This window comes from Reichenbachiella sp. (assembly GCF_965223055.1).
GTDB lineage: Bacteria > Bacteroidota > Bacteroidia > Cytophagales > Cyclobacteriaceae > Reichenbachiella.
On record NZ_CBDCVM010000012.1, the window covers coordinates 304,331 to 324,073 of the forward strand.

Here is a 19,743-nt window from a genome sequence, read left to right on the forward strand (position 1 = left end):
GTTATAAAGTCTTGATTAAACTGCCGAGCAGCACTTTTGACTCTCTACTTTAAACTTTCAACAAACGGTGCCATTTCGGCTTGTAATTTTTTAGCTTCTATATGCGCTGCTCCAGCAAAATCTTCGCCCGATGAGGCATAAATAATCCCTCTGGTGGAGTTGATCAAAAGTCCGCATTGATCATTCATTCCATTTTTGCATACAGCTTCGAGGTCACCGCCTTGCGCACCTACGCCAGGTACGAGTAGAAAATGGTCTGGGATGATTTTTCTGATGTCTTGCAAATATTCTGGTCTAGTGGCGCCAACTACATACATCATGTTTTGGTCGGAACCCCATTGTGAAGAAGATTCCATCACATGTTGATACAAGGGTTTGCCTTCAGATTCCAAAAATTGAAAATCTTTTCCGCCTTCGTTTGAGGTTACGCCTAAAAGAATCACCCATTTATCCTTAAATTCAAGAAATGGCTTCACCGAATCCGATCCCATGTAAGGAGCTACAGTGACCGAGTCAAAATTCATGTTATCGAAAAATGCCCTGGCATATAGCGAAGAAGTATTGCCTATATCTCCACGTTTGGCATCGGCTATAGTAAAGATGTCTTGTGGAATGTAGTTTATCGTTTTTTCTAAAGAAGCCCAGCCCGATGCTCCCATGGCTTCATAGAATGCAATGTTGGGTTTGTAGGCAACAGCAAAATCTTTCGTTGCGTCAATAATCTGCTTGTTGAATTCGAAGATCGGGTCTTCTTGGTCAAGCAAATGCGTAGGTATTTTTTTTATATCAGTATCTAAACCCACACATAGAAAGGATTTCTTTTGTTGGATTTGTTCGAAGAGCGCCTCTTTTGTCATGGCGCAAAAATAGGTGAAAGGAAAGAATTAACCTTTTGAAGACTCTAGAGATTTGGCTAAATCTAAAGATTCAATGAATGGATGGCAATAGGCTGTTTTGTTCAAATAAAAATCCATAATTTTGACTTAATGGATTCTATTCTCATTAGCCCCACAACAGAAAAGGAGCTTAAGTATGTACTTGAGCTTTTGCATTCTTTAGATATAGAGGCAAAGAAAATCAGCGAGAAAGATCGTGACGATTTTGAGTTGGCTCAACTTTTAAAGAATGTAGATGCCTCTGGTATTGTTAGAGAAGAAACAAAAGCTGTCAAACTGAATGAAACTCAGAAGAAATTGCTCGCTTTGAGCGAAGCTGAAATGGCAGGTAAAACAGTAGTTCCAGAAAAAGCGATCCAAGTAGAAGAAGACGAATGGCTAAGCAAGTAATTTGGACTAATACTGCGCGTGAAGAAAGACAGAAAATTTTGGAAAAATATTTCAAAAGGGATGGTCATAAAAACGAGTGTAAAAAGTTGGCTTTTCTTATCCGTTCTAATGTGAAATTTCTTTCTAATTACAATTTTGCAGGGATAGAGTCTAGTTATTCAGGTATGAGAGAAACTACTTGTGGTCAATGTACACTGTTCTATAAAATTCGAAATTCCTCATTGACCATTACGGGAATATTTGAAAACAATACCAAAAAATAGCCACAAGGGATGAAACTGATCAAGCATCCCGTGCTGTGCAATTATTACGTTACTTATCGCTGCAATGCCAAGTGTGGTTTTTGTGATATTTGGGAAAAACCCTCACCATACGTGACGTTCGACAATGTCCGTGAGAACTTATTGGCACTGAAAAAACTCGGGGTCAAAGTAATCGATTTTACTGGGGGGGAGCCGCTGCTGCATCAGCAAATTGATGAGTTTTTGGCTCTTGCTAAAGAGATGAATTTCATTACCACACTGACCACTAATGCTTTGCTCTATCCCAAGTTTGCCGAACGCTTAAAAGGAAATGTCGATATGCTACACTTCAGCCTGGATACTGCAGATAAACAAAAGCATGACACGATGCGTGGCGTGGCTTGCTTCGATTTTGTGATGGAGTCAATAGAATTGGCGAAGTCAATAGGAGAAAGACCAGATATTCTATTCACCGTTTTCGAAGAAAACAAAGAAGATATTCAAGCAGTCTACGAAAAAATTTGTCTTCCCAATGATTTAGTGTTGATTCTCAATCCTGCCTTTGAGTACAATCAAGTGGGAGACAGTCTTTCTGAGGAAACCCTTGACGATTTGGAAGAATGGGGTAAAATGAAAAATATATTTCTCAATCAGGCTTTTATTGAATTGAGACGGGACGGAGGAAATCATATTCATGATCCGGTCTGCAAAGCGGCTAGTACCACACTAGTGATCAGCCCTGAAAACGAATTGGTTTTACCCTGCTATCATTTAGGAGAAAAATCCTTTTCAATAGAAGGAAACTTAGAGTTGTTGTACCAATCGCAAGCCGTTCAAAATCAAATCGCGACAGAAGGTAAACTCCCTGCCTGTGAAGGTTGTACGATCAACTGTTATATGCAGCCGTCTTTTTCGGTAGAAACCAGCAAATATTTCTGGAAATCACTGCCAAGCACAGTTAAATACAATTGGGAGAAAGGAACTTGGAAAGAGCTGCTTGTTTAACCCTGGGTTTCATTAGGGATTTCGACACTAACCACTTTTTTATCCACCATGAGTTGCAAAATTGTATGCCCATCTTTTTTGGTGCTCGACAGGTATTCTCCAGAAAGTTGCGTATGACTTTCACCCAAAAACACTTCTGATGGAGTCCCTCGCTGTATGAATTGACCCTCTTCCATGACCAATACACGATCTGCTAATTTGAAGACTTCGGGTAAATGATGGCTGACCATTACAATGGTCGTTTGTATTAATTCTTGCATGGTTAAAATTTCCTCTTGAAGTTTTACGCGCATGTTGGTATCCAGGGCAGAAAGTGGTTCGTCGAGCAGTAGTAATTTGGGTTTCCTAACGATGGCTCTGGCAAGTGCCACCCGCTGCTGTTGTCCACCAGAAAGATGAGAAGGCATTCGATCCAGCAAATTACCCAGATCTGAGATTTCAATGATACGCTGAACCAATTCTTTATCTCCGGTTCCATTCAATCCATATTGAATATTTTTCAATACCGTCATATTGGGAAAGAGTGCATAGTCTTGAAAAACCATTCCAATGTTTCTCTTATTGGGTGGTACACTGAGCTTGTTTTGATGGTCGAACCAGCAATCATTTCCAATTGTAATTGTCCCTTTATCTGGTTTTAATAATCCAGCCAACATTCTCAGTATACTGGTTTTTCCCGCACCTGATTTTCCATAGATAGCAGTTATTTTCCCTTCTTCTAGTTGAGCACTTGCCGAAATGTCGACTTCTTTTTGCGAAGAATGAAACTTCTTATGTAGACTGAAATCTATCATTGGAAAGAGGTAACGGTTTTTTTGTTGAATGAATAGACTAAAGTCAAAATAATGAAACTGAATAATAGCAATAAAAGTGAATAGGAGTGCGCCGCCGCATAGTCCAGTTTATTTACACTGTCATATATCGCTATCGAAGCCACTCTGGTTTCATCTAGGTTTCCACCGATCATTAATACCACTCCAAACTCACCGATCGTATGAGCAAAACTCAAGACAATTCCAGTCAATAAAGAATTCTTTATGTTGGGTAGAAGTACCATAGTTAAAGTCTGGCACCTGGATTTTCCTAAAGTGTATGAGGCTTCTTTGAGCGACGGTGACAACTGCTGAAAACCTGACTGAATAGGTTGAATCATAAAAGGCAAACTGTATATCACAGAACCAATCACCAAACCAGTGAAAGTAAATGCAATACTAAGATCAAATGTAGAAGCTAGGAATTTTCCTAATCCGCTTTGTCCCCCAAATGCCACCAACAAATAAAAAACCTAATACAGATGGCGGTAACACAAGTGGTAGGGCAATCAATGCTTCAAAAATAAATTTGAGTCTAGAAGAACCATAGGCCAACCAATAGGCTATTGGAATACCTATGAAAAGCAGCAGTGAAGTGGTAATCAATGCAAGCTTGAGCGTAATATATAATGTGCCCCACTCAATCATTTCGAGACCTGATATCCATAGTTCAACAAAATTTCTTTAGCCCTATTTGAAAACATGAAATTATAGAACTCTTCTGAGTTAGAAAGGTTATTTTCTTTACCATGATTCAATAATACAATTCCCTGACGAATAGGAGAATAAAGGGTATCGGACAGTGCTTTCCAATTGCTATGAACAGATAAGTGAGGAGAATATAGCACAGACTGGCTCGTAAGCCCAATGTCTACGTTTTTAGTCTGGACATACTGATTGACTTGACTGATGCTTTCTCCAATTATAAGCTTTGATTTTAATTGATGAAATAGGCCTGATGATTTTAAAGCTTCAGCTGTTGCAAAACCATACGGAGCTGTTTCGGCATTAGCTATCGCAATTTTTTTTATTTCAGGATGAATCAATATGTCAATTCCAGAATCGAGAATTAACTCCTTATTCATTGTCCAAAAGATCAATTTTCCTTCTGCATAAACTGCTGGAGCCGAGGCAAAACCTTCTTTGTGAAGCATACTTGGGTGATTCATATCTGCGGATAAAAAAATATCAAAAGGCGCCCCCTGTTTGATCTGCGTGGTCAATATTCCAGAGGAACTACTTGATGTTTCTACCCTTATATCATGAGAGGATTCAAATTCAGCAATTAAACTTTGCATCGTATGTTGCATGTTGGCAGCTACGGCAATAGTTACTTTGGACTCATTAGTAGAAATACAAGAAAAGGTTCCTAGAAGTAGGAATAAGAGTGAAATTTTTTGACATTCAAAATCCGCTTTATTCGACTTTTGCAAATTTCCATCCTAACCAAGCCATTGGCAAATAGGCCGCCCCCAAATCCAGTATATTGAACCACAAGGGACTTGGAAAATCAATGATCATGGATATACCGCCATATAAAAACCAAACCCCTATACCTAGAGCAAACTTTAGTTGGTGATTGGCGGCGATTTTTGCCGCTGCAAATGCGCCTACCAGGGTTCCAAACGCATGAGCTAAAAATGGAGCTACGAAATGTGAAGGAGTAAACATGGGCATAAATTCTTTTAGACTTTCCATGTCCATAGGATTCATGCCTTCCGGAGGAGGAACAAGTGTATGACCTAGCATGATCAAACCGATATTCACTATGCTGCCTATTATTATTCCTGCAATTAGCGCTAAAATGTTTTTGAGTATAGGATTCATGATTGTGTGTTTAAGAATTACAATTTAACAATTACATAGTTGTTTTTCCTTCATTGTCTTTTGTGAAAACGGAATCAACCGGCTCCCAGAGTTCAATTTTATGCCCTTCAGGGTCCAAAATCCAAGCAAACTTCCCGTAATCATATTCTTCCATTTCTCCTACGATCTCCACACCTTCATATTTAAGAACCTTCAGTAATTCGACCAAATTTTCTACACGATAGTTGATCATAAATTCATTTTTTGAAGGAGCATAATAATTGGTGTCTGCCTCCATTGGGCTCCATTGCAAGTAGCCCACTTGATCTGGGTTGGCTCCTTGTCGGAATTCGAATAATGAACCATACTGATTGGTGACCAATCCTAAATGTTTGCTGTACCAATCTCTTGCTTTTTTGGGATCCTCACTTTTGTAGAATATACCCCCAATTCCAGTGACTCTTTTCATTTTTATTGGATTTGATTTAGTCAAATATACTTCCTTGCACAATTTCCCTGTTCACCCAAAAGTATGATTTGCAAGGATTTGACTCGAAAGTCGTTTTTAGTTGAAATAAAAGCAGTAAAGACCTAATTTAATTGGGTAGGGCACAGGGATTTTTTACTATTAATTCTTTTATATTTGTGCCTGAAAATTGGAGACAGAAAATTTAATTAAAGAAAGATGTCCTTTATCATATTAACATCAATAGTAGCATTTACAATCGTAATCCTTCTATTGGTATTTATTCTACTTTTTGCACAATCAAAACTAGTACAGTCAGGGGATGTAAATCTCGTAATCAATGGTGATTCAGCGAATCCTGTAGTAGCCTCAGCTGGTTCTACCTTATTGACTACTTTGAGTGCACAAAAAATATTTTTACCTTCTGCTTGTGGTGGAGGTGGTACTTGCGCCATGTGTAAGTGTACAGTTACTGATGGTGGTGGAGACGTGCTACCTACGGAGGTTGGTCACTTGAGTAGATCGGAGCAGAAAGAAAACGTTCGCCTAGCTTGTCAGGTAAAAGTGAAGCAGGATATGGACATCGAGATTCCAGAAGAAATCTTCGGTATCAAAAAGTGGGAATGTGAAGTCATCTCCAACTACAACGTAGCTACTTTTATCAAAGCATTTATCGTAAGATTGCCGGAGGGTGAAAACCTTGACTTCGAAGCTGGTGGATATATACAAATCGATGTACCAAAAGTGGAAGTTGATTTCAAAGACATAGATATTGCTCCTGATCCGAACGATCCTGCAGGGCCAGACAAATTCAAGGAAGACTGGGATAAATTCGGTCTTTGGGATTTGAAAATGAAAAATGATGAGGAGATCTTTAGAGCTTACTCGATGGCAAACCACCCAGCAGAAGGAAACATCGTGATGTTGACGATTCGTATCGCCACTCCGCCTTGGGATAGAGCAAAGAACGCATGGATGGATGTAAATCCAGGTATCTGTTCTTCATATGTATTTTCAAGAAAGCCTGGTGACAAAGTAACTATTTCAGGACCTTATGGTGAGTTTTTCATCAAAGAGACTGAAGCTGAAATGATCTATGTAGGTGGGGGTGCAGGTATGGCACCAATGAGATCTCACTTATTCCACTTGTTCCACACATTGAAGACTGGAAGAAAAGTGACTTACTGGTATGGAGGTAGGTCTAAAAGAGAATTGTTCTACGAGGATGACTTCAGACAAATCGAAAAAGAGTTCCCTAATTTCCAATTCGAAATAGTATTGTCAGAGCCTCTTCCAGAGGATAATTGGACAGAGAAAAAATCTATAGATGACAAAGAAGGCGATGGATTCTTAGGATTTGTCCATGACGCGGTTATCAACCATCAGTTGAAAGCACATGAGTCTCCTGAAGACATTGAATTCTACTTCTGTGGACCTCCAATGATGAACCAAGCGGTTCTTAAGATGTGTGACGATTGGGGTGTGCCTGATGAGAATGTATCATTTGATGATTTTGGTGGATAATTTGTAAGCCAAGTCATAGGAAAAAATCAAAAACCCTGGCATCCGATTACTATCGGGAGTCAGGGTTTTTTTATGTAGTTTTGACAAAGTCATCACCTTAACAATGCCTGAAGCATGGACCTGAAGCTCTATTTCGATCCCGTAGATCAAAGCCTATCCAATCGAAAATTTTCTCCTGACTCTTTTATTCAATCTGTTTATCTCAATGAAAACAAATTACCCGACATCAATCTGATGGATGTGGCGATTATTGGATTATTAGAAACCCGTGGTAGTAGCGCATTGAATGAAACTGGAGTCAAGCTCATTAGAGAGAAGCTCTATGGATTGAAGAAGGGGGAAGGCACCTGCAATGTGGTGGATTTGGGCAATCTTAGAAATGGTCCAGATTTGGATGAAACTTATAAGCGGGTTCAATCTGTATGTCATTTTCTCATGTCTAAAGATATTTTGCCAATCCTCATAGGCGGGTCACACGATTTGGATATAGGCCAGTACTTAGCCTATGAAGAAGAAGAAAAAATGGTGAGTATTCTGAACGTTGATTCTCGATTCGATTTAAATGACAAAGCTGAATCTGACCCCAATGAAAACCATGTGCATAGGATTTTTACTCATGAACCCAATTTTTTGTTCAACTATAGTCAGTTGGCGCATCAGTCCTATTTGGTGAATGCATCTGCTACCAAAGTGCTGCAGCAACTAAGTTTTAACCCTATCCGATTAGGTGCATTGAGAGATGATATCAAAAGAATGGAGCCCCTCATTCGGGAGGCAGATATGTTGAGTTTCGACTTATCAGCCCTTCAGTCAATCTATTGCCCTGGAGGTAACCGAAGTGAGATATTTGGATTGACGGGTGAAGAAGCATGCCAAATCATGTGGTATGCCGGAATGAACGACAAACTGAGTTCTGTCGGTATCTACGAATACAATCCAGAAAAGGAAACTGCAGAAAATCCTACGGCTATGGTTATAGCGACAATGCTCTGGTATTTCATAGAAGGGTTTAAAAATAGAAAAGACGAAAAGGGCTTTCAGACCAATGACTATATGAAATATGTAGTAGCCATGGATGCAGAACCAGAGGCTATTGTGTTTTACAAAAGTAGATTGTCGGACAAATGGTGGATGGAAGTGCCCAATGCCACACACATTGGCATCTATGACCGGCACTATATTGTGCCTTGTGATTATTCAGATTACGAATTGGCGACTAAAGGGGAAGTGCCTGAACGCTGGATCGATACTTATTCAAAAATGACTTAAGGACGGTGGTTGATTAATAGTTACTATTTATCAGTGATTTGGAATGACCTCCTCGTGACTATTAAATAAGTTCCTATTTACTAATAACTAATACTCTGGCATGATTAACCAAAGTATCAAGTAAACGAGCATACCTGGAAATCCAACTGAACAAATGGAAAGTACTACATAGCCTATTCTGACCAGTGTTGGGTCTAAATCAAAGTAGTTAGCAATTCCGCCACATACGCCGGCTAGCATTTTGTCTGATGATCTTGTAAGTCGTCTAGTCATAATCTTGGTGTTTGATTAGTAATTTAAAAATGCTTTTAAAATCTAAAAAGATACTTCAGTATTATTTTAAACTGTTACTTGAGTAAACTCAACAGTTTAATATGAAGTTTACTTGAAGGGTCAAATATTGGGGTCTGCTCTAGGGACTCTTGCTGGTCTAAATCAGCCTCAGAATCGAAACCTACTGCATTGGATTGAAACCCAATCACGATAGCCGCCAACACACCCAATAAAATCAGGAGTATTTTGGAATATCTGCCATTCAATTTCTTCATTACAGTAGGTTTAAATTCTTGAGTAAAGTTTGAGTTTTTGACCTTACTCACATTTTGGCAATCGCTGTGCCAACTTTTGTAACTATCAGATAATCAGGGAGAAGTAATTTCGTGAGCTTTAAAATAGAAAAAGAGTGTCCCGAATACGGACACTCTTTGACTCAAATGTGATCGGTTTAATTAATCCTTCAGAAGTTCCATGGCTTCTGACATGTTTTGTACTTCAAAGGCTTGGTATCCTGCTTCTTCACTAGTTCTATTGAACTGTAATCGAGTGATAATGTGATGTGTAATTCTTATCACCTTTGCTGCCCCGTGTTGTGCAGCAATTAACTGAACATTTTTTGATCTCAGCAGCACCTCGTGGTGATGCTGGTTTTAGTTTTGAAATGTCATTAATGATAGCAAAGCCAGGTGATAGTTTTTTGATTTCATCAATGCAGATTTGAGCAGCTTCTTTCAATTCTTGATCGGTCATAAAACCTTCGAGATGAAGCAGTAGAGATTTTGATTTGTGTCTGCTTTTATCTGATACATTCTAGCAAGAATGAAATAGCTTCCTGAAGTTATTCAGGAAGCTATTTTGACCTTAATTTTTTCCTGCTGCTGTCAATACTGCATCCCAAACCCGGAATACATTCTTGTAGCAGATTTTTTCAATGTCTTCGTCAGAATATCCTCTGTTGAGCAACTCTTCAATTAACTTAGGATAATCAGCGGCAGTTTTCAATCGATTAGGTAATGAGTTGCCCACACCATCGAAATCTGACCCAAGTCCTACATAATCAACGCCTACTAGATTAACTACATGGTCTATATGATCGGCAGCATCCTTTACATCGGCAAAGAAATCATTGTCAATAAGCCATTGATTACTAAAGGCTGTGATGGCCGAATCACTGGCATTTGGATTTTGCATCTTGAACTCCTTAAGCGCAATTTTGGCAGTATCATACAATTGACGTGACTTTTGTGATAAGAATGTAGAACCAAAATTGATTTGAATGACACCCTTGTTTTGAGCCAGGAGTTTGATCATTTCATCGCTCATGTTTCTTTCAAATCCTGGTGTGAATTTTCTCACAGAAGAATGAGAAGCTATGCAAGGTACATCCGTCATTTCCATTACTTGGTAGAAAGTGCTATCTGATACATGTGCAATGTCTACCATGATGCCTTGCGCATTCATCTCTTTGACTACTTCTCTTCCGAATGGACTCAATCCATTCCATTTTCTTGATGGGTCATAAGAAGAATCACAAATCAAATTGTTTTTAGAATGCGTCAATGTCACGTATCTGATCCCTCGATCGAAGAAATATTTCACGTTTTCTATGTTGTCTTCGATGCCGGAGCCATTTTCCATCCCCATGGGTAAAGAGATCAAGCCTTTTTCAAAATTTTGCTGTGCTTCTGCAGGACTGCCTGCTAATGCAAAGTGGTCCGGATACGTGGTGGTGATCTGCTCAACCATTGTGATCAATGAATCTGCCAATGCTTTGGAGGCTCCTGCGTATTTCTGTAGTGATGCAGGAATGTAAATGGACATGAACGGAACATTTAATCCACCTTGTGACGCTTTTGCAAAATCAAAATTGCCATCTATTTCTCCAGACAAATTTGGGATTTCTCCGATGGCCATATAGCCTTCTTCAGCCAGCTTATATGGCAGATCAATGTGACCATCAGTAATGATGAATTTTTTTGCCAGTTCTTCGGCCTGCGTTTTGATATCCAGCGCTGGTTCTTCAGGCGCTTTTTCCTGTGTTTTGTTACAACTAAATAGTGTAGCAGAGGAAAGGAGGGTGGCAACTAGTAATTTTCTCATAGTTTGACGTTTAATTTTCGAGCTGGAAATTAGATAAATAATGAGAAGAAAGAAAAAATACTTGTTTAGCGGTCTATGATTCCAATGATCGGTTTAACCCAATTCCGACAATTCCAACCAGCGCATTTCCATCTCATCTAGCTTTTCTACGATCTGCTCTACTTCACTTGACCATTCGGTGAGTTGAATATGGTCGGTTTCACCAGAGTTTAGTAGTCCAGCCAATTCTTCTTTTCTCGCTTCGAGTTTTGGCATTTCTTTTTCGATGGACTCGAATTCCTGCTTTTCCTTATAGCTCAACTTTCTCTTGGTTTCAGATTTTTGTTTTGGCTCCTCTTTTGGAGAGGATGTGGCCGATTTGGATGTAGCCTTTGGCCGTGTAGGTTCGAGGCGAAAATCTGTGTAATTTCCATGAAAATCGCGTATGGATGTGCTTTCATCCAATACAAATAGGTGATCCACCAACTTGTCCATAAAGTATCTGTCGTGAGAAACAATAAGGAGGCATCCTCCAAAATTCTGCAGATAGTCTTCGAGGATATTGAGCGTTACAATATCTAAATCATTCGTAGGCTCATCGAGAATCAGAAAATTGGGATTGGCCATGAGTACTTTAAGTAGTTGTAATCTTCTTTTCTCACCGCCGCTTAATTTCGAAATGTGCGAGTACTGCGATTTCGGAGGAAACAAAAATTGATTGAGCAACTGTGAGGCTGTCACCGTGCTGCCATCTTCCAAGGTAATGACTTCAGCTATTTCTTGAATGGCTTCGATGACTGTTTTACCGCCATCTTCCTGGATGGTGTCTTGGGTGTAGTAACCAAAGGAAGTATTAAGTCCCTTATCAATTGTTCCCGAATCGGCTTCTAATGTTCCAGTCAGTACGTTTAAAAAAGTGGATTTTCCAGTGCCATTTTTTCCGACTACGCCCACCTTTTCTCCTCTAGTGAAAATGTGAGAAAACCCAGAAAAAATGGTCTTTTCACCAAAGGACTTGGAGACTTTATCTAGTTCGAGTATTTTCTTGCCTTGACGTTTGCCGCTGATTTTGATTTCCATCTCCGATTTTCGAAGATCTACATTGGCTTTTTCTTTTGTTTCGTAGAATGCATCAATGCGGTATTTTGCCTTTGTACCTCGCGCCTTGGGTTGTCGGCGCATCCATTCGAGTTCTTTTGACAGTAAGTTTTTTGCTTTGTCTTTGGCTTGCTGTTGCCATTCTTCCCGCTCAGATTTCTTTTCCAAAAACTGGCTATAGTTGCCATTGTATTTGAAGATTTGGCCTTGATCAATTTCTAATATCTGATTGCAGACCTTGTCGAGAAAGTAGCGGTCGTGAGTCACCATAAGAATCGCTAGATTTTGAGACGATAGATATTCCTCCATCCATTCGATAATGTCCAGATCTAGGTGGTTGGTTGGTTCGTCCAAAATCAGAAAATCTGGTTCGTCGAGCAGGGCTTTGGCTAAAGCAATTCTTTTCTGTTGACCCCCGGACATATCTTTGATGGATTGATTGAGGTCGTTGATACCTAGTTTGCCCAGTACTTCTTTTAGTCGATGTTCATAGTCCCAGGCGTTGAGGCTGTCGATTTTTTCTATCAGGCCCTGCATACGCTCCTGATCTTTGTCAGATGGGTCTGGTTTTTCTATGAGCTTCCAATATTCGTTGAGCACTTTGGCTTCCGGGTGATCTCCACCAGTAATAGAATCAAGCACGGTGTGAAAAGCACTCAAATCTGGCGCCTGATCCAAAATAGATACTTTCAGATCTCTAGCAAAGGAGACCACTCCTTCGTCTGGGTTCATCTGTTTGGCTACAATATTTAGAAGTGTGGATTTGCCACAGCCATTCACACCTACAAGAGCTACTTTTTGACCTTGCTCTATACCGAATGTAATGTTTTCAAAAAGTTGTTTGTCGTTGAAGCTTTTGGTGAGCTTTTCAACAGAAAGTGCAATAGGAGGCATATGCTTTTTTTAAAATGCAGATGCAAATATAGAAGCTATATTATTCAAAGAAGAGGAATGAAAATGGAAGTGACTGATTGATTTAACTTTTTAAAATATTTTATGAATCTATAATCAGTGTTATAATTAATCAAACATAAAATTCAAGAAATACATGAAAGGAATATCTCATTTATTGCTCTTGAATGCGGCCTCAGCTGCTCTTTTGATTTCATCAGCGGCTGCAACAAGGTGTGTCTTTATTTCATCCCATTTTCCTTCGTTTTTGTCTTTAAAAGATTGGTATTCATCATCTAACTTAAATTTTTTCTTTTTTAGTTCTTTGATTTTGCCTTCCACTTCATCGCGAATGTCATCTTTAGCTCCTTTGGCTTCTACAATCAACTCATCTATTCGCTTTCCTAATTCTTTTAAGATATTTTCTACTTGTCCTTGATGATCTGTGCTCATGGTAGTAATTGTTTAAAACTAAAAGTAGCTAAATATACTGAATATCGATACTTTAGTTTTCCATCTCGTGAACTTATTTTTTGTCTAAAATTGCATATATTTTTAAATTAAGATTAATATTTATACTCATGACTACACCCTATATTGTTGGGATTACAGGCGGTAGCGCTTCAGGAAAAACATTATTACTGAATGAATTGAAAAAATCTTTCAATGAAGATGAACTTTGTATTGTTTCTCAAGACAATTATTATCGACCAAGACATGAGCAGCCAGTAGATAAAAATGGTGTTAAGAATTTTGACAAGCCTGAATCCATCGACCAACAGGCCTTTGCTGAAGATGTGGCTAAGTTGAAGCGAGGGGAAACCGTTACGCGTCAGGAGTATACTTTTAACAACCCCAAAGTAGAACCTAAAATGCTCACTTTTAAGCCTTCAGCTATCATAGTAGTGGAAGGTATTTTTGTATTTTACCTCAAAGAAGTCGTCGCCTCATTGGATCTGAAAGTATTCGTGGATGCTAAAGATTTTTTAATGCTGAAACGAAGGATATTGAGGGACGCCAAAGAAAGGGGCTATGACTTGGATGACGTATTGTATCGGTTTGATAAGCATGTAATGCCTACTTATAAGAAGTATATCAAACCTTTTAAGCAAGATGCAGATATAATTATCCCAAACAACAACGACTCTTTGAAGAATGGATTAGGTGTTCTTGTAGGCTTTTTAAGAGGTAAAATCAGTTAACCCTTCCTTCTCATTCTGATTCTTACAGAAAATGCTTAACTTTTAATAAGAATCTCCGGTAATGCATCAGAAATACTTAATAGCCCAACTTGAAAACACCAATGATAGATTGTGGTCTTATGATTCTGAATTGGTCTGTACATACGTCAATCAGAATATGGCCGATGACTATCTGCGTGCTTTTGGATATAAGTTAGAAATTGGGATGAATATCCTACACAACGTTTCCGAACCAATATATTCCATTTGGTTTGATCGATATCAAAAGGCACTCAGAGGTGAAAAGTTTACTGTTGTCGATCGGTTTGAAATTGAAGGTGTGCCTGAGTATGTAGAAGTCTCTTTTAACCCGGTTCTACAAGATGGAGAGATACTCTGTGTAGCTTGTTCTTCCAAGGATATATCTGCAGGTAAGCGAGCAGAAATCCGTGTTCAGGAAAGTGAAGCAAATCTATTTGCGCAAATAGAAAATACTACGGATAGTATTTGGTCTGTAAGTGACCAATATGCGATTGTTACTATGAATTCTATTTTCAAGCGTGAGTTTGATAGAGTATTTAGGACTAATCTAAAATTGGGAGATGTAATTATTGATTACTTACCAGAGCCCCACCGCACGATTTGGAAGGAGAGATATGACCGCTCATTAGGGGGAGAAAAATTTGAGATAGTAGAAACACATGAATTTGAAGAACCACCCACGCATATTTCTATATCCTATAATCCCGTTTTGGTTGAAGGTAAAACCGTAGGTGTGGCATGTTTTACCAGAGATATTACTGCGCTGAAAGCTTCTGAAGTAGAACTAAAAAATGCCTTGCAATCAAGAGATAAACTATTCTCGGTAATTGCTCATGATCTCCGAGGGCCTATTGCAAATATCCTTCAGCTTACCAAGTTGCTCAAAATGCAAAAAGGTGATATAGAAGTACACCAGAATGCACTCAATTTGCTCGCCAACTCTTCTTTAAGTGTCTATCGGTTATTGGATAACTTGCTAAACTGGGCCTTATCTCAACGAGGAGTCATAGAATTAAACCCTGAAAATTATCCATTGAGAGACTTAGTACACTCAGCTATTGAAGCCTATCAAATCAATGCTAATTTGAAAAAATTAAGAGTTAAAGTAGAAATCAACCCGGATATAGTTGTTCATGCCGACAAGTCCATCTTTAACAGCGTCGTGGCCAATTTATTCAACAATGCAATTAAATACACTAGCGAAGGAGGAACGATTAGTCTCGATGCGATACCAAATGGTGAGGCAGTAGTTGTTCAAATCAAAGACACCGGTATCGGGATGTCTCAAGATCAGATAGAATCTATTCTTCAAAAAAACTCTTTGAAATCTACTTTAGGAACTAAACATGAAAAGGGCACAGGTTTAGGATTGGTGCTATCTAAAGAGTTTATCAAACTGAATAAGGGAAAGTTCAATGTCAAAAGTGAAGAAGGCAAAGGTTCTATTTTTGAATTCACTCTCCCCATAGGCATTTAATCTAAGCCATGGTATGAAAGACATTTTGTACATCGTCATCTTCTTCGAGCTTTTCTAAAAGCTTATTTACATCTTCTTGCTGCTCTTCACTGAGTTCCTTGGTTGTAGTTGGGATTCTCTCAAAACCTGAAGATAAGATTTCGATATTATTCTCTTCGAAATATTTCTGTAATGAACCGAAGTCTGCGAATCCACCATAGACCATCATGCCGTCTTCATCATCAAAAACTTCTTCAGCTCCAAAGTCAATCAATTCCAATTCCAATTCTTCAGCATCCATAGCTAAAGTTTCTTTGTTCAATCGAAAATTGCATTGATGCTCAAACATAAATTCTACAGAACCTGATGTACCCAAATTCCCATCACACTTCGTAAAGTAGCTTCTTACATTGGCCACTGTTCGATTGTTATTGTCCGTGGCAGTTTCTACCAGTACCGCAATGCCGTGTGGTGCATAACCTTCAAAGAGGGTTTCTTTAAAATCACCTTGAGCCTTATCTGAAGCACGTTTGATCGCGCGTTCAATATTATCTTTAGGCATGTTGGCGGATTTGGCATTTTGCATGACTGCACGCAAACGAGAATTAGTGTTTGGGTCAGGACCGCCTGCTTTAACTGCAATAACAATTTCCTTTCCAATTCTAGTAAACGTTCGAGACATTGCTCCCCAACGTTTCATTTTACGTGCTTTTCTAAATTCAAATGCTCTTCCCATGGCGATCTATTTTATATCGTTTGCAAATATATAAAAAGGCCTTGCTCTATCACAAGGCCTTTTTAGCAGACTCTTTGAATTACTCAATCTCACATTCCTTAAATGTGATCCCATGAGATTCAAGTTCATTTAGTACTGGCTCATAGATTTCTTTTTCCGTAGGTATATGAACGCCTTTTGGACTCATTTTACCCTGAAGAATGAGTTGGGCAGATACCGCGAGAGGCAGGCCAACTGTTTTTGACATGGCAGTATTGATTGCGTCTTCACCTTCTATCGCCATATAGGATTGAATTTGTTTCGTTTCATTCCCTTCATTATATACGAATTTGTGCCACATGACAATCATATCCTTTTCATCCGGTGAGATGGTCCATTTTTTCTTAAGTATATGTTCTAATATCTGAGCAGGGGTTCCCTTTTCTAATCCGACCAATTCATCTTCAAACATGCCGAGCCATTTGAGCTTAAACATTTCATCAGATTCTAAATCAAGATTCAGATAGTGGGCCAATTTCAGTTCTACTGAGTCATCAGGGTTGTAAGACAAAAATGAGTTTATGAACTGTCGATGAGTCATTTTGGACACATCATGCAATTCATAAGTATCGTCTGTAGCACCAAGTTGGATAAAGACGTCCCAGGCTTTACAGAATCCCACTCGCCTCAAAGTGCCTCGATAGAGTGTTTTGATTCCTCTCAATTTATAGGCGTCAAGGTACTTCAGAGAATCTCTGTTGGCATACCCTTCGAAGTATCCATACTCTGGGATATGAATCACTTCTGTTCTTCTAAATAATCTTTGATATGGAATGTATTTGTATCGCCCTTCTTGAATAAATTTAACAAAACCTTGACCGGCCAATACTACATTTCTCGGATTCCAGGTAAACTTATATTCCCAAGGGTTGTCGTCCTCACTGGGGGCCAAAAGACCACCTGTGAATGTCTCAAAGGCCTGCAGCTCGTGTCCTGCATTTCGAATTCTGTCTAGTACCTTCATCGCAGACATATGATCAATGCCTGGGTCTAGTCCCATTTCCATGATCAATCCTGCTCCATTGTTTTCAAACTCGTCATGGAGCGCTTTAATCTCCTCTGTAACATAAGAAGCTGTAAGCATATTGATGCCATTAGCCGCGCATATTTTTGCTACATGAATATGAAAAGAAGCAGGCATCATGGAAATAACCAAATCAAAACCTGAGGTTAATATTCCCTGATCAGAAGCTTTGAATATGTCAAAAGATATGGCTTCTCCCCGTGAATTATCTTTGATTTTTTCTTTGGCCAGAGACTCATCTAGATCTCCCACCACCACTTGCCAGTTATTTGGCTCTGCATGTTTTAGTAGAAATTCTATCAATGTAGAAGAAGATCTTCCTGCACCAAGTACGAGTACTTTTTTCATTTTTTATTGTATTACGTTTTTGGGTATTGTGCTGTTTTTAAGTCTTGGGTTGGTTTAAAAAAGAGCAAATTATTTGATTTTCAAGCCCACTAACAAAACATTTAGTTAAAAAAATAAGTATTAAATTGTCCACATTGCTTTAGTGCATTTAAACCCATATTTCCGACCATGGCCAAAAAAATTATTCAGCAGATACAAGCCGAGGTATTCGATTATTCGGAATTGAATTCAAACGAGAAGGCACTAGTTGATGAAGCTAAGGGAATGCTGGATCAAGCATACGCACCTTATTCTAAATTTCATGTGGGGGCTGCAGTCTTGTTGGAAAGCGGAGTGATTGTAAAGGGCAGCAATCAGGAAAATGCGGCATACCCTTCTGGGTTATGCGCCGAACGTGTGGCTATTTTTAGCGCAGGGTCGAACTATCCAAAGGCTGACATAAAAAAGATCGCCATTGTAGCCAAGCCTCTTGGAGCGAATGACTTCGTTATGGCCTCTTCTTGTGGTAACTGCAGACAAGCCATGATGGAATATGAAAGTAAACAAAAGAAGCCTATTCAATTACTCTTTGTTCAACCCAATGATAAAATTTTGAAAACAACAGTAGGAGATTTATTGCCCTTTGGTTTTGATTCAAAGAGTTTGAATGGGTAAACATGTGGCTCCTTCCTAATTTCCAAGTAGATTTGAATGAGTATTACTCTTTCTGATAAAATAGTATTGAACTTTATTAATTATGAAATATAAAATAGCAGTAATTGCAACCCTTTTATTCATCGGATCATGTGCGCCAAAATTGTCTTTTACATGGACGAAGCCAAATTATGAATCTACGAATTATAAGAAAATTGCAATTTTTTCTAGTGGCAGAAATCTTCAAACTGCTATAGGGTTTCAGGATACGATGGTGGAATACCTGGGAGATAGAGGAATAACCGCAGTTTCAGGTATGTCCATTCTTAATCCGATGCAAGCAGAATCCCTGGAGCCTGAAGAGATAGCGAATGTCTTATTAAAGGAAGGAGTAGATGCTGTGATTGCTGTAGCATTGGTTGATAAAGAAAAGTCTATAAACTATAATCATGGCACTAGCACTTATATGTACGGTGGATATGGATATGGTTTTGGTGGATACTATGGTTATAGATATGGCCCTGGGTACTATGATCCTGGCTACTATTCAGAATCAACAACCTATTTGCTTGAAAACCATTTTTATGAATTGAAGGAAGGTGGAAACAAAGAAGAAGCATTAATTTGGGCTTCTCAAAGTGAGATCACAGACCCTTCAAAAAGTATTACAAAAACCTATTCGAAAATGCTCGTGAATGCCCTTGTCAAGGACGGAATAATTGAATAAAGAATATTTGATTTTCCATTGGGAAGATGAATGGAGAGCCATGTTTAGACTAGCATTTATATTATTTGGAAATGCTGTATTACTATACAGTCTCACATGTACAAATGTGAATGCTCAAACTAAAGAGCATACAGATCAAATATGGCTTGCCGGGCAGGTAGTATATAATACGAAGTCAAATTTTATAATAAATGGCGAACTTGAGTACCAGGGTGAGTATCAAAGTGAAAACGATTGGAAAAACTGGATTGCAGGTGTTGAAGTGGGTTATTTGTTAATTCCTACTTTAGAATTGAGAGGTGAACTAAAAGGCCTCTTAACAAATGAAAATGATACTTTGAGCAGAAAAGAATTAAGGCCGGTTTTAAGTGCTAAATGGGATTTTTTAAATAGAGGTAGGTTTATATTATACGATCATTTAAAATTTGAATGGAGACAACTCTATTTCAGTTCATCTGAATTAAACTCTGGTTCGCTACGTGTCCGCAACAAATTAGGTATGATCATGGCTTTGACACAAAAAAGCCCAACTATGAATAAATCGTTGAATTTGTTGGTGTCATTAGAGGCTTTTTTGGTTGAGCAGGATAATGAAAGAGAACGATTTTCGAATCGAATACGGTTGGAGTGTGGATTGAGCTATAGGTTAAGCGATCAATGGAAACTGATCATGTCCTATTATCGACAGCATTCTAGAAATCAGATCGAGGAATCATTCAGTAGTCATGAAAATATTTTGAGTCTTAAGGCTACTTATTACTTATAATAGAAAGGCTGGAGTCAAAGGAGTTGCCTAATCTGAC

Annotated in this window: 24 protein-coding genes; 10 read left to right on the forward strand and 14 right to left on the reverse strand. The window is 38.7% G+C overall.

Annotated features, from left to right (window positions below; translation table 11 throughout):
- Window positions 1-44: 44 nt before the first annotated feature.
- Window positions 45-857 (reverse strand): orotidine-5'-phosphate decarboxylase, encoded by an 813-nt coding sequence (gene pyrF, locus ACOQO5_RS16585; RefSeq protein ID WP_420582810.1) that lies wholly within the window; start codon window positions 855-857, stop codon window positions 45-47.
- Between the two features lie 129 nt (window positions 858-986).
- Between pyrF and ACOQO5_RS16590 the strand changes: the two genes are divergently transcribed.
- From ACOQO5_RS16590 to ACOQO5_RS16600, 3 genes are read left to right on the forward strand one after another with little or no spacing between them, the layout of a single operon-like run.
- Window positions 987-1,286, forward strand: coding sequence for a hypothetical protein (locus ACOQO5_RS16590; RefSeq protein ID WP_420582811.1), 300 nt, complete (start codon window positions 987-989; stop codon window positions 1,284-1,286).
- On the forward strand, window positions 1,271-1,549 hold the full coding sequence (locus ACOQO5_RS16595; RefSeq protein WP_420582812.1) for a type II toxin-antitoxin system RelE/ParE family toxin: 279 nt from the start codon (window positions 1,271-1,273) through the stop codon (window positions 1,547-1,549). Before ACOQO5_RS16590 ends, ACOQO5_RS16595 begins: the two co-directional genes overlap by 16 nt.
- A gap of 9 nt (window positions 1,550-1,558) precedes the next feature.
- Window positions 1,559-2,533, forward strand: a complete 975-nt coding sequence (locus tag ACOQO5_RS16600; protein WP_420582813.1) for a radical SAM protein — start codon at window positions 1,559-1,561, stop codon at window positions 2,531-2,533.
- On the opposite strand, the gene ACOQO5_RS16605 is transcribed toward ACOQO5_RS16600, so the two are convergent.
- The 5 genes from ACOQO5_RS16605 to ACOQO5_RS16625 all read right to left on the reverse strand — a co-directional run bounded on the left by ACOQO5_RS16605 (window position 2,530) and on the right by ACOQO5_RS16625 (window position 5,620).
- Complete coding sequence (locus ACOQO5_RS16605) at window positions 2,530-3,327, reverse strand: ABC transporter ATP-binding protein (protein ID WP_420582814.1); 798 nt, start codon at window positions 3,325-3,327, stop codon at window positions 2,530-2,532. The genes ACOQO5_RS16600 and ACOQO5_RS16605 overlap by 4 nt on opposite strands.
- Window positions 3,324-3,803: a molybdate ABC transporter permease subunit gene (locus tag ACOQO5_RS16610; protein ID WP_420583433.1), complete on the reverse strand. Its 480-nt coding sequence runs from the start codon at window positions 3,801-3,803 to the stop codon at window positions 3,324-3,326. Before ACOQO5_RS16610 ends, ACOQO5_RS16605 begins: the two co-directional genes overlap by 4 nt.
- A gap of 186 nt (window positions 3,804-3,989) precedes the next feature.
- Entirely contained in the window at window positions 3,990-4,778 is a 789-nt protein-coding gene (gene modA, locus ACOQO5_RS16615) for a molybdate ABC transporter substrate-binding protein (protein WP_420582815.1), read from the reverse strand.
- Complete coding sequence (locus ACOQO5_RS16620) at window positions 4,762-5,172, reverse strand: hypothetical protein (protein ID WP_420582816.1); 411 nt, start codon at window positions 5,170-5,172, stop codon at window positions 4,762-4,764. The genes modA and ACOQO5_RS16620 overlap by 17 nt, the downstream gene beginning before the upstream one ends.
- 31 nt (window positions 5,173-5,203) lie before the next feature.
- A complete protein-coding gene (locus tag ACOQO5_RS16625) occupies window positions 5,204-5,620 on the reverse strand; it encodes a VOC family protein (RefSeq protein ID WP_420582817.1) in 417 nt (138 codons plus the stop codon).
- A gap of 216 nt (window positions 5,621-5,836) precedes the next feature.
- Between ACOQO5_RS16625 and nqrF the strand changes: the two genes are divergently transcribed.
- Window positions 5,837-7,141, forward strand: a complete 1,305-nt coding sequence (gene nqrF, locus ACOQO5_RS16630; RefSeq protein WP_420582818.1) for an NADH:ubiquinone reductase (Na(+)-transporting) subunit F — start codon at window positions 5,837-5,839, stop codon at window positions 7,139-7,141.
- 114 nt (window positions 7,142-7,255) lie between these two features.
- Window positions 7,256-8,410 (forward strand): formimidoylglutamase, encoded by a 1,155-nt coding sequence (locus ACOQO5_RS16635; protein ID WP_420582819.1) that lies wholly within the window; start codon window positions 7,256-7,258, stop codon window positions 8,408-8,410.
- A gap of 87 nt (window positions 8,411-8,497) precedes the next feature.
- Here the strand turns inward: ACOQO5_RS16635 and ACOQO5_RS16640 are convergent, their stop codons facing one another.
- The 6 genes from ACOQO5_RS16640 to ACOQO5_RS16665 all read right to left on the reverse strand — a co-directional run bounded on the left by ACOQO5_RS16640 (window position 8,498) and on the right by ACOQO5_RS16665 (window position 13,207).
- Window positions 8,498-8,683: a PspC domain-containing protein gene (locus ACOQO5_RS16640; protein ID WP_420582820.1), complete on the reverse strand. Its 186-nt coding sequence runs from the start codon at window positions 8,681-8,683 to the stop codon at window positions 8,498-8,500.
- 74 nt (window positions 8,684-8,757) lie between these two features.
- The gene (locus ACOQO5_RS16645; protein WP_420582821.1) at window positions 8,758-8,958 is read right to left on the reverse strand and encodes a hypothetical protein; all 201 of its coding nucleotides are present in this window, start codon (window positions 8,956-8,958) and stop codon (window positions 8,758-8,760) included.
- A gap of 256 nt (window positions 8,959-9,214) precedes the next feature.
- Window positions 9,215-9,436, reverse strand: coding sequence for a hypothetical protein (locus ACOQO5_RS16650; protein ID WP_420582822.1), 222 nt, complete (start codon window positions 9,434-9,436; stop codon window positions 9,215-9,217).
- A 111-nt stretch (window positions 9,437-9,547) separates the two neighbouring features.
- Complete coding sequence (locus ACOQO5_RS16655) at window positions 9,548-10,786, reverse strand: dipeptidase (protein ID WP_420582823.1); 1,239 nt, start codon at window positions 10,784-10,786, stop codon at window positions 9,548-9,550.
- Window positions 10,787-10,879: 93 nt separating this feature from the next.
- Window positions 10,880-12,757: an ABC-F family ATP-binding cassette domain-containing protein gene (locus ACOQO5_RS16660; RefSeq protein ID WP_420582824.1), complete on the reverse strand. Its 1,878-nt coding sequence runs from the start codon at window positions 12,755-12,757 to the stop codon at window positions 10,880-10,882.
- A gap of 168 nt (window positions 12,758-12,925) precedes the next feature.
- Window positions 12,926-13,207, reverse strand: coding sequence for a hypothetical protein (locus ACOQO5_RS16665; RefSeq protein ID WP_420582825.1), 282 nt, complete (start codon window positions 13,205-13,207; stop codon window positions 12,926-12,928).
- A 128-nt stretch (window positions 13,208-13,335) separates the two neighbouring features.
- Between ACOQO5_RS16665 and ACOQO5_RS16670 the strand changes: the two genes are divergently transcribed.
- A complete protein-coding gene (locus tag ACOQO5_RS16670; RefSeq protein ID WP_420582826.1) occupies window positions 13,336-13,956 on the forward strand; it encodes a uridine kinase family protein in 621 nt (206 codons plus the stop codon).
- A gap of 61 nt (window positions 13,957-14,017) precedes the next feature.
- The gene (locus ACOQO5_RS16675; RefSeq protein ID WP_420582827.1) at window positions 14,018-15,454 is read left to right on the forward strand and encodes a PAS domain-containing sensor histidine kinase; all 1,437 of its coding nucleotides are present in this window, start codon (window positions 14,018-14,020) and stop codon (window positions 15,452-15,454) included.
- A 1-nt stretch (window position 15,455) separates the two neighbouring features.
- On the opposite strand, the gene ACOQO5_RS16680 is transcribed toward ACOQO5_RS16675, so the two are convergent.
- Both ACOQO5_RS16680 and ACOQO5_RS16685 read right to left on the reverse strand, forming a co-directional pair.
- Window positions 15,456-16,169, reverse strand: a complete 714-nt coding sequence (locus ACOQO5_RS16680; RefSeq protein WP_420582828.1) for a YebC/PmpR family DNA-binding transcriptional regulator — start codon at window positions 16,167-16,169, stop codon at window positions 15,456-15,458.
- A 79-nt stretch (window positions 16,170-16,248) separates the two neighbouring features.
- Complete coding sequence (locus ACOQO5_RS16685) at window positions 16,249-17,580, reverse strand: saccharopine dehydrogenase family protein (RefSeq protein WP_420582829.1); 1,332 nt, start codon at window positions 17,578-17,580, stop codon at window positions 16,249-16,251.
- Window positions 17,581-17,748: 168 nt separating this feature from the next.
- Between ACOQO5_RS16685 and cdd the strand changes: the two genes are divergently transcribed.
- The 3 genes from cdd (at window position 17,749) to ACOQO5_RS16700 (ending at window position 19,706) form a co-directional block, all read left to right on the forward strand.
- A complete protein-coding gene (cdd, locus tag ACOQO5_RS16690) occupies window positions 17,749-18,234 on the forward strand; it encodes a cytidine deaminase (RefSeq protein WP_420582830.1) in 486 nt (161 codons plus the stop codon).
- Between the two features lie 82 nt (window positions 18,235-18,316).
- Window positions 18,317-18,940: a hypothetical protein gene (locus tag ACOQO5_RS16695; RefSeq protein ID WP_420582831.1), complete on the forward strand. Its 624-nt coding sequence runs from the start codon at window positions 18,317-18,319 to the stop codon at window positions 18,938-18,940.
- Window positions 18,933-19,706 (forward strand): DUF2490 domain-containing protein, encoded by a 774-nt coding sequence (locus ACOQO5_RS16700; protein WP_420582832.1) that lies wholly within the window; start codon window positions 18,933-18,935, stop codon window positions 19,704-19,706. Before ACOQO5_RS16695 ends, ACOQO5_RS16700 begins: the two co-directional genes overlap by 8 nt.
- The last annotated feature ends 37 nt before the right edge of the window (window positions 19,707-19,743 follow it).

Coding starts and splice junctions, on each gene's coding strand:
- ACOQO5_RS16590 (WP_420582811.1), top strand. CDS start 987: ATGGATTCTATTCTCATTAGCCCCACAACAGAAAAGGAGCTTAAGTAT.
- ACOQO5_RS16605 (WP_420582814.1), bottom strand. CDS start 3,327: ATGATAGATTTCAGTCTACATAAGAAGTTTCATTCTTCGCAAAAAGAA.
- pyrF (WP_420582810.1), bottom strand. CDS start 857: ATGACAAAAGAGGCGCTCTTCGAACAAATCCAACAAAAGAAATCCTTT.
- ACOQO5_RS16670 (WP_420582826.1), top strand. CDS start 13,336: ATGACTACACCCTATATTGTTGGGATTACAGGCGGTAGCGCTTCAGGA.
- ACOQO5_RS16620 (WP_420582816.1), bottom strand. CDS start 5,172: ATGAATCCTATACTCAAAAACATTTTAGCGCTAATTGCAGGAATAATA.
- ACOQO5_RS16650 (WP_420582822.1), bottom strand. CDS start 9,436: ATGACCGATCAAGAATTGAAAGAAGCTGCTCAAATCTGCATTGATGAA.
- ACOQO5_RS16675 (WP_420582827.1), top strand. CDS start 14,018: ATGCATCAGAAATACTTAATAGCCCAACTTGAAAACACCAATGATAGA.
- ACOQO5_RS16600 (WP_420582813.1), top strand. CDS start 1,559: ATGAAACTGATCAAGCATCCCGTGCTGTGCAATTATTACGTTACTTAT.
- ACOQO5_RS16685 (WP_420582829.1), bottom strand. CDS start 17,580: ATGAAAAAAGTACTCGTACTTGGTGCAGGAAGATCTTCTTCTACATTG.
- cdd (WP_420582830.1), top strand. CDS start 17,749: ATGGCCAAAAAAATTATTCAGCAGATACAAGCCGAGGTATTCGATTAT.
- ACOQO5_RS16665 (WP_420582825.1), bottom strand. CDS start 13,207: ATGAGCACAGATCATCAAGGACAAGTAGAAAATATCTTAAAAGAATTA.
- ACOQO5_RS16640 (WP_420582820.1), bottom strand. CDS start 8,683: ATGACTAGACGACTTACAAGATCATCAGACAAAATGCTAGCCGGCGTA.
- nqrF (WP_420582818.1), top strand. CDS start 5,837: ATGTCCTTTATCATATTAACATCAATAGTAGCATTTACAATCGTAATC.
- ACOQO5_RS16695 (WP_420582831.1), top strand. CDS start 18,317: ATGAAATATAAAATAGCAGTAATTGCAACCCTTTTATTCATCGGATCA.
- ACOQO5_RS16595 (WP_420582812.1), top strand. CDS start 1,271: ATGGCTAAGCAAGTAATTTGGACTAATACTGCGCGTGAAGAAAGACAG.
- ACOQO5_RS16680 (WP_420582828.1), bottom strand. CDS start 16,169: ATGGGAAGAGCATTTGAATTTAGAAAAGCACGTAAAATGAAACGTTGG.
- ACOQO5_RS16645 (WP_420582821.1), bottom strand. CDS start 8,958: ATGAAGAAATTGAATGGCAGATATTCCAAAATACTCCTGATTTTATTG.
- ACOQO5_RS16625 (WP_420582817.1), bottom strand. CDS start 5,620: ATGAAAAGAGTCACTGGAATTGGGGGTATATTCTACAAAAGTGAGGAT.
- ACOQO5_RS16655 (WP_420582823.1), bottom strand. CDS start 10,786: ATGAGAAAATTACTAGTTGCCACCCTCCTTTCCTCTGCTACACTATTT.
- ACOQO5_RS16635 (WP_420582819.1), top strand. CDS start 7,256: ATGGACCTGAAGCTCTATTTCGATCCCGTAGATCAAAGCCTATCCAAT.
- ACOQO5_RS16660 (WP_420582824.1), bottom strand. CDS start 12,757: ATGCCTCCTATTGCACTTTCTGTTGAAAAGCTCACCAAAAGCTTCAAC.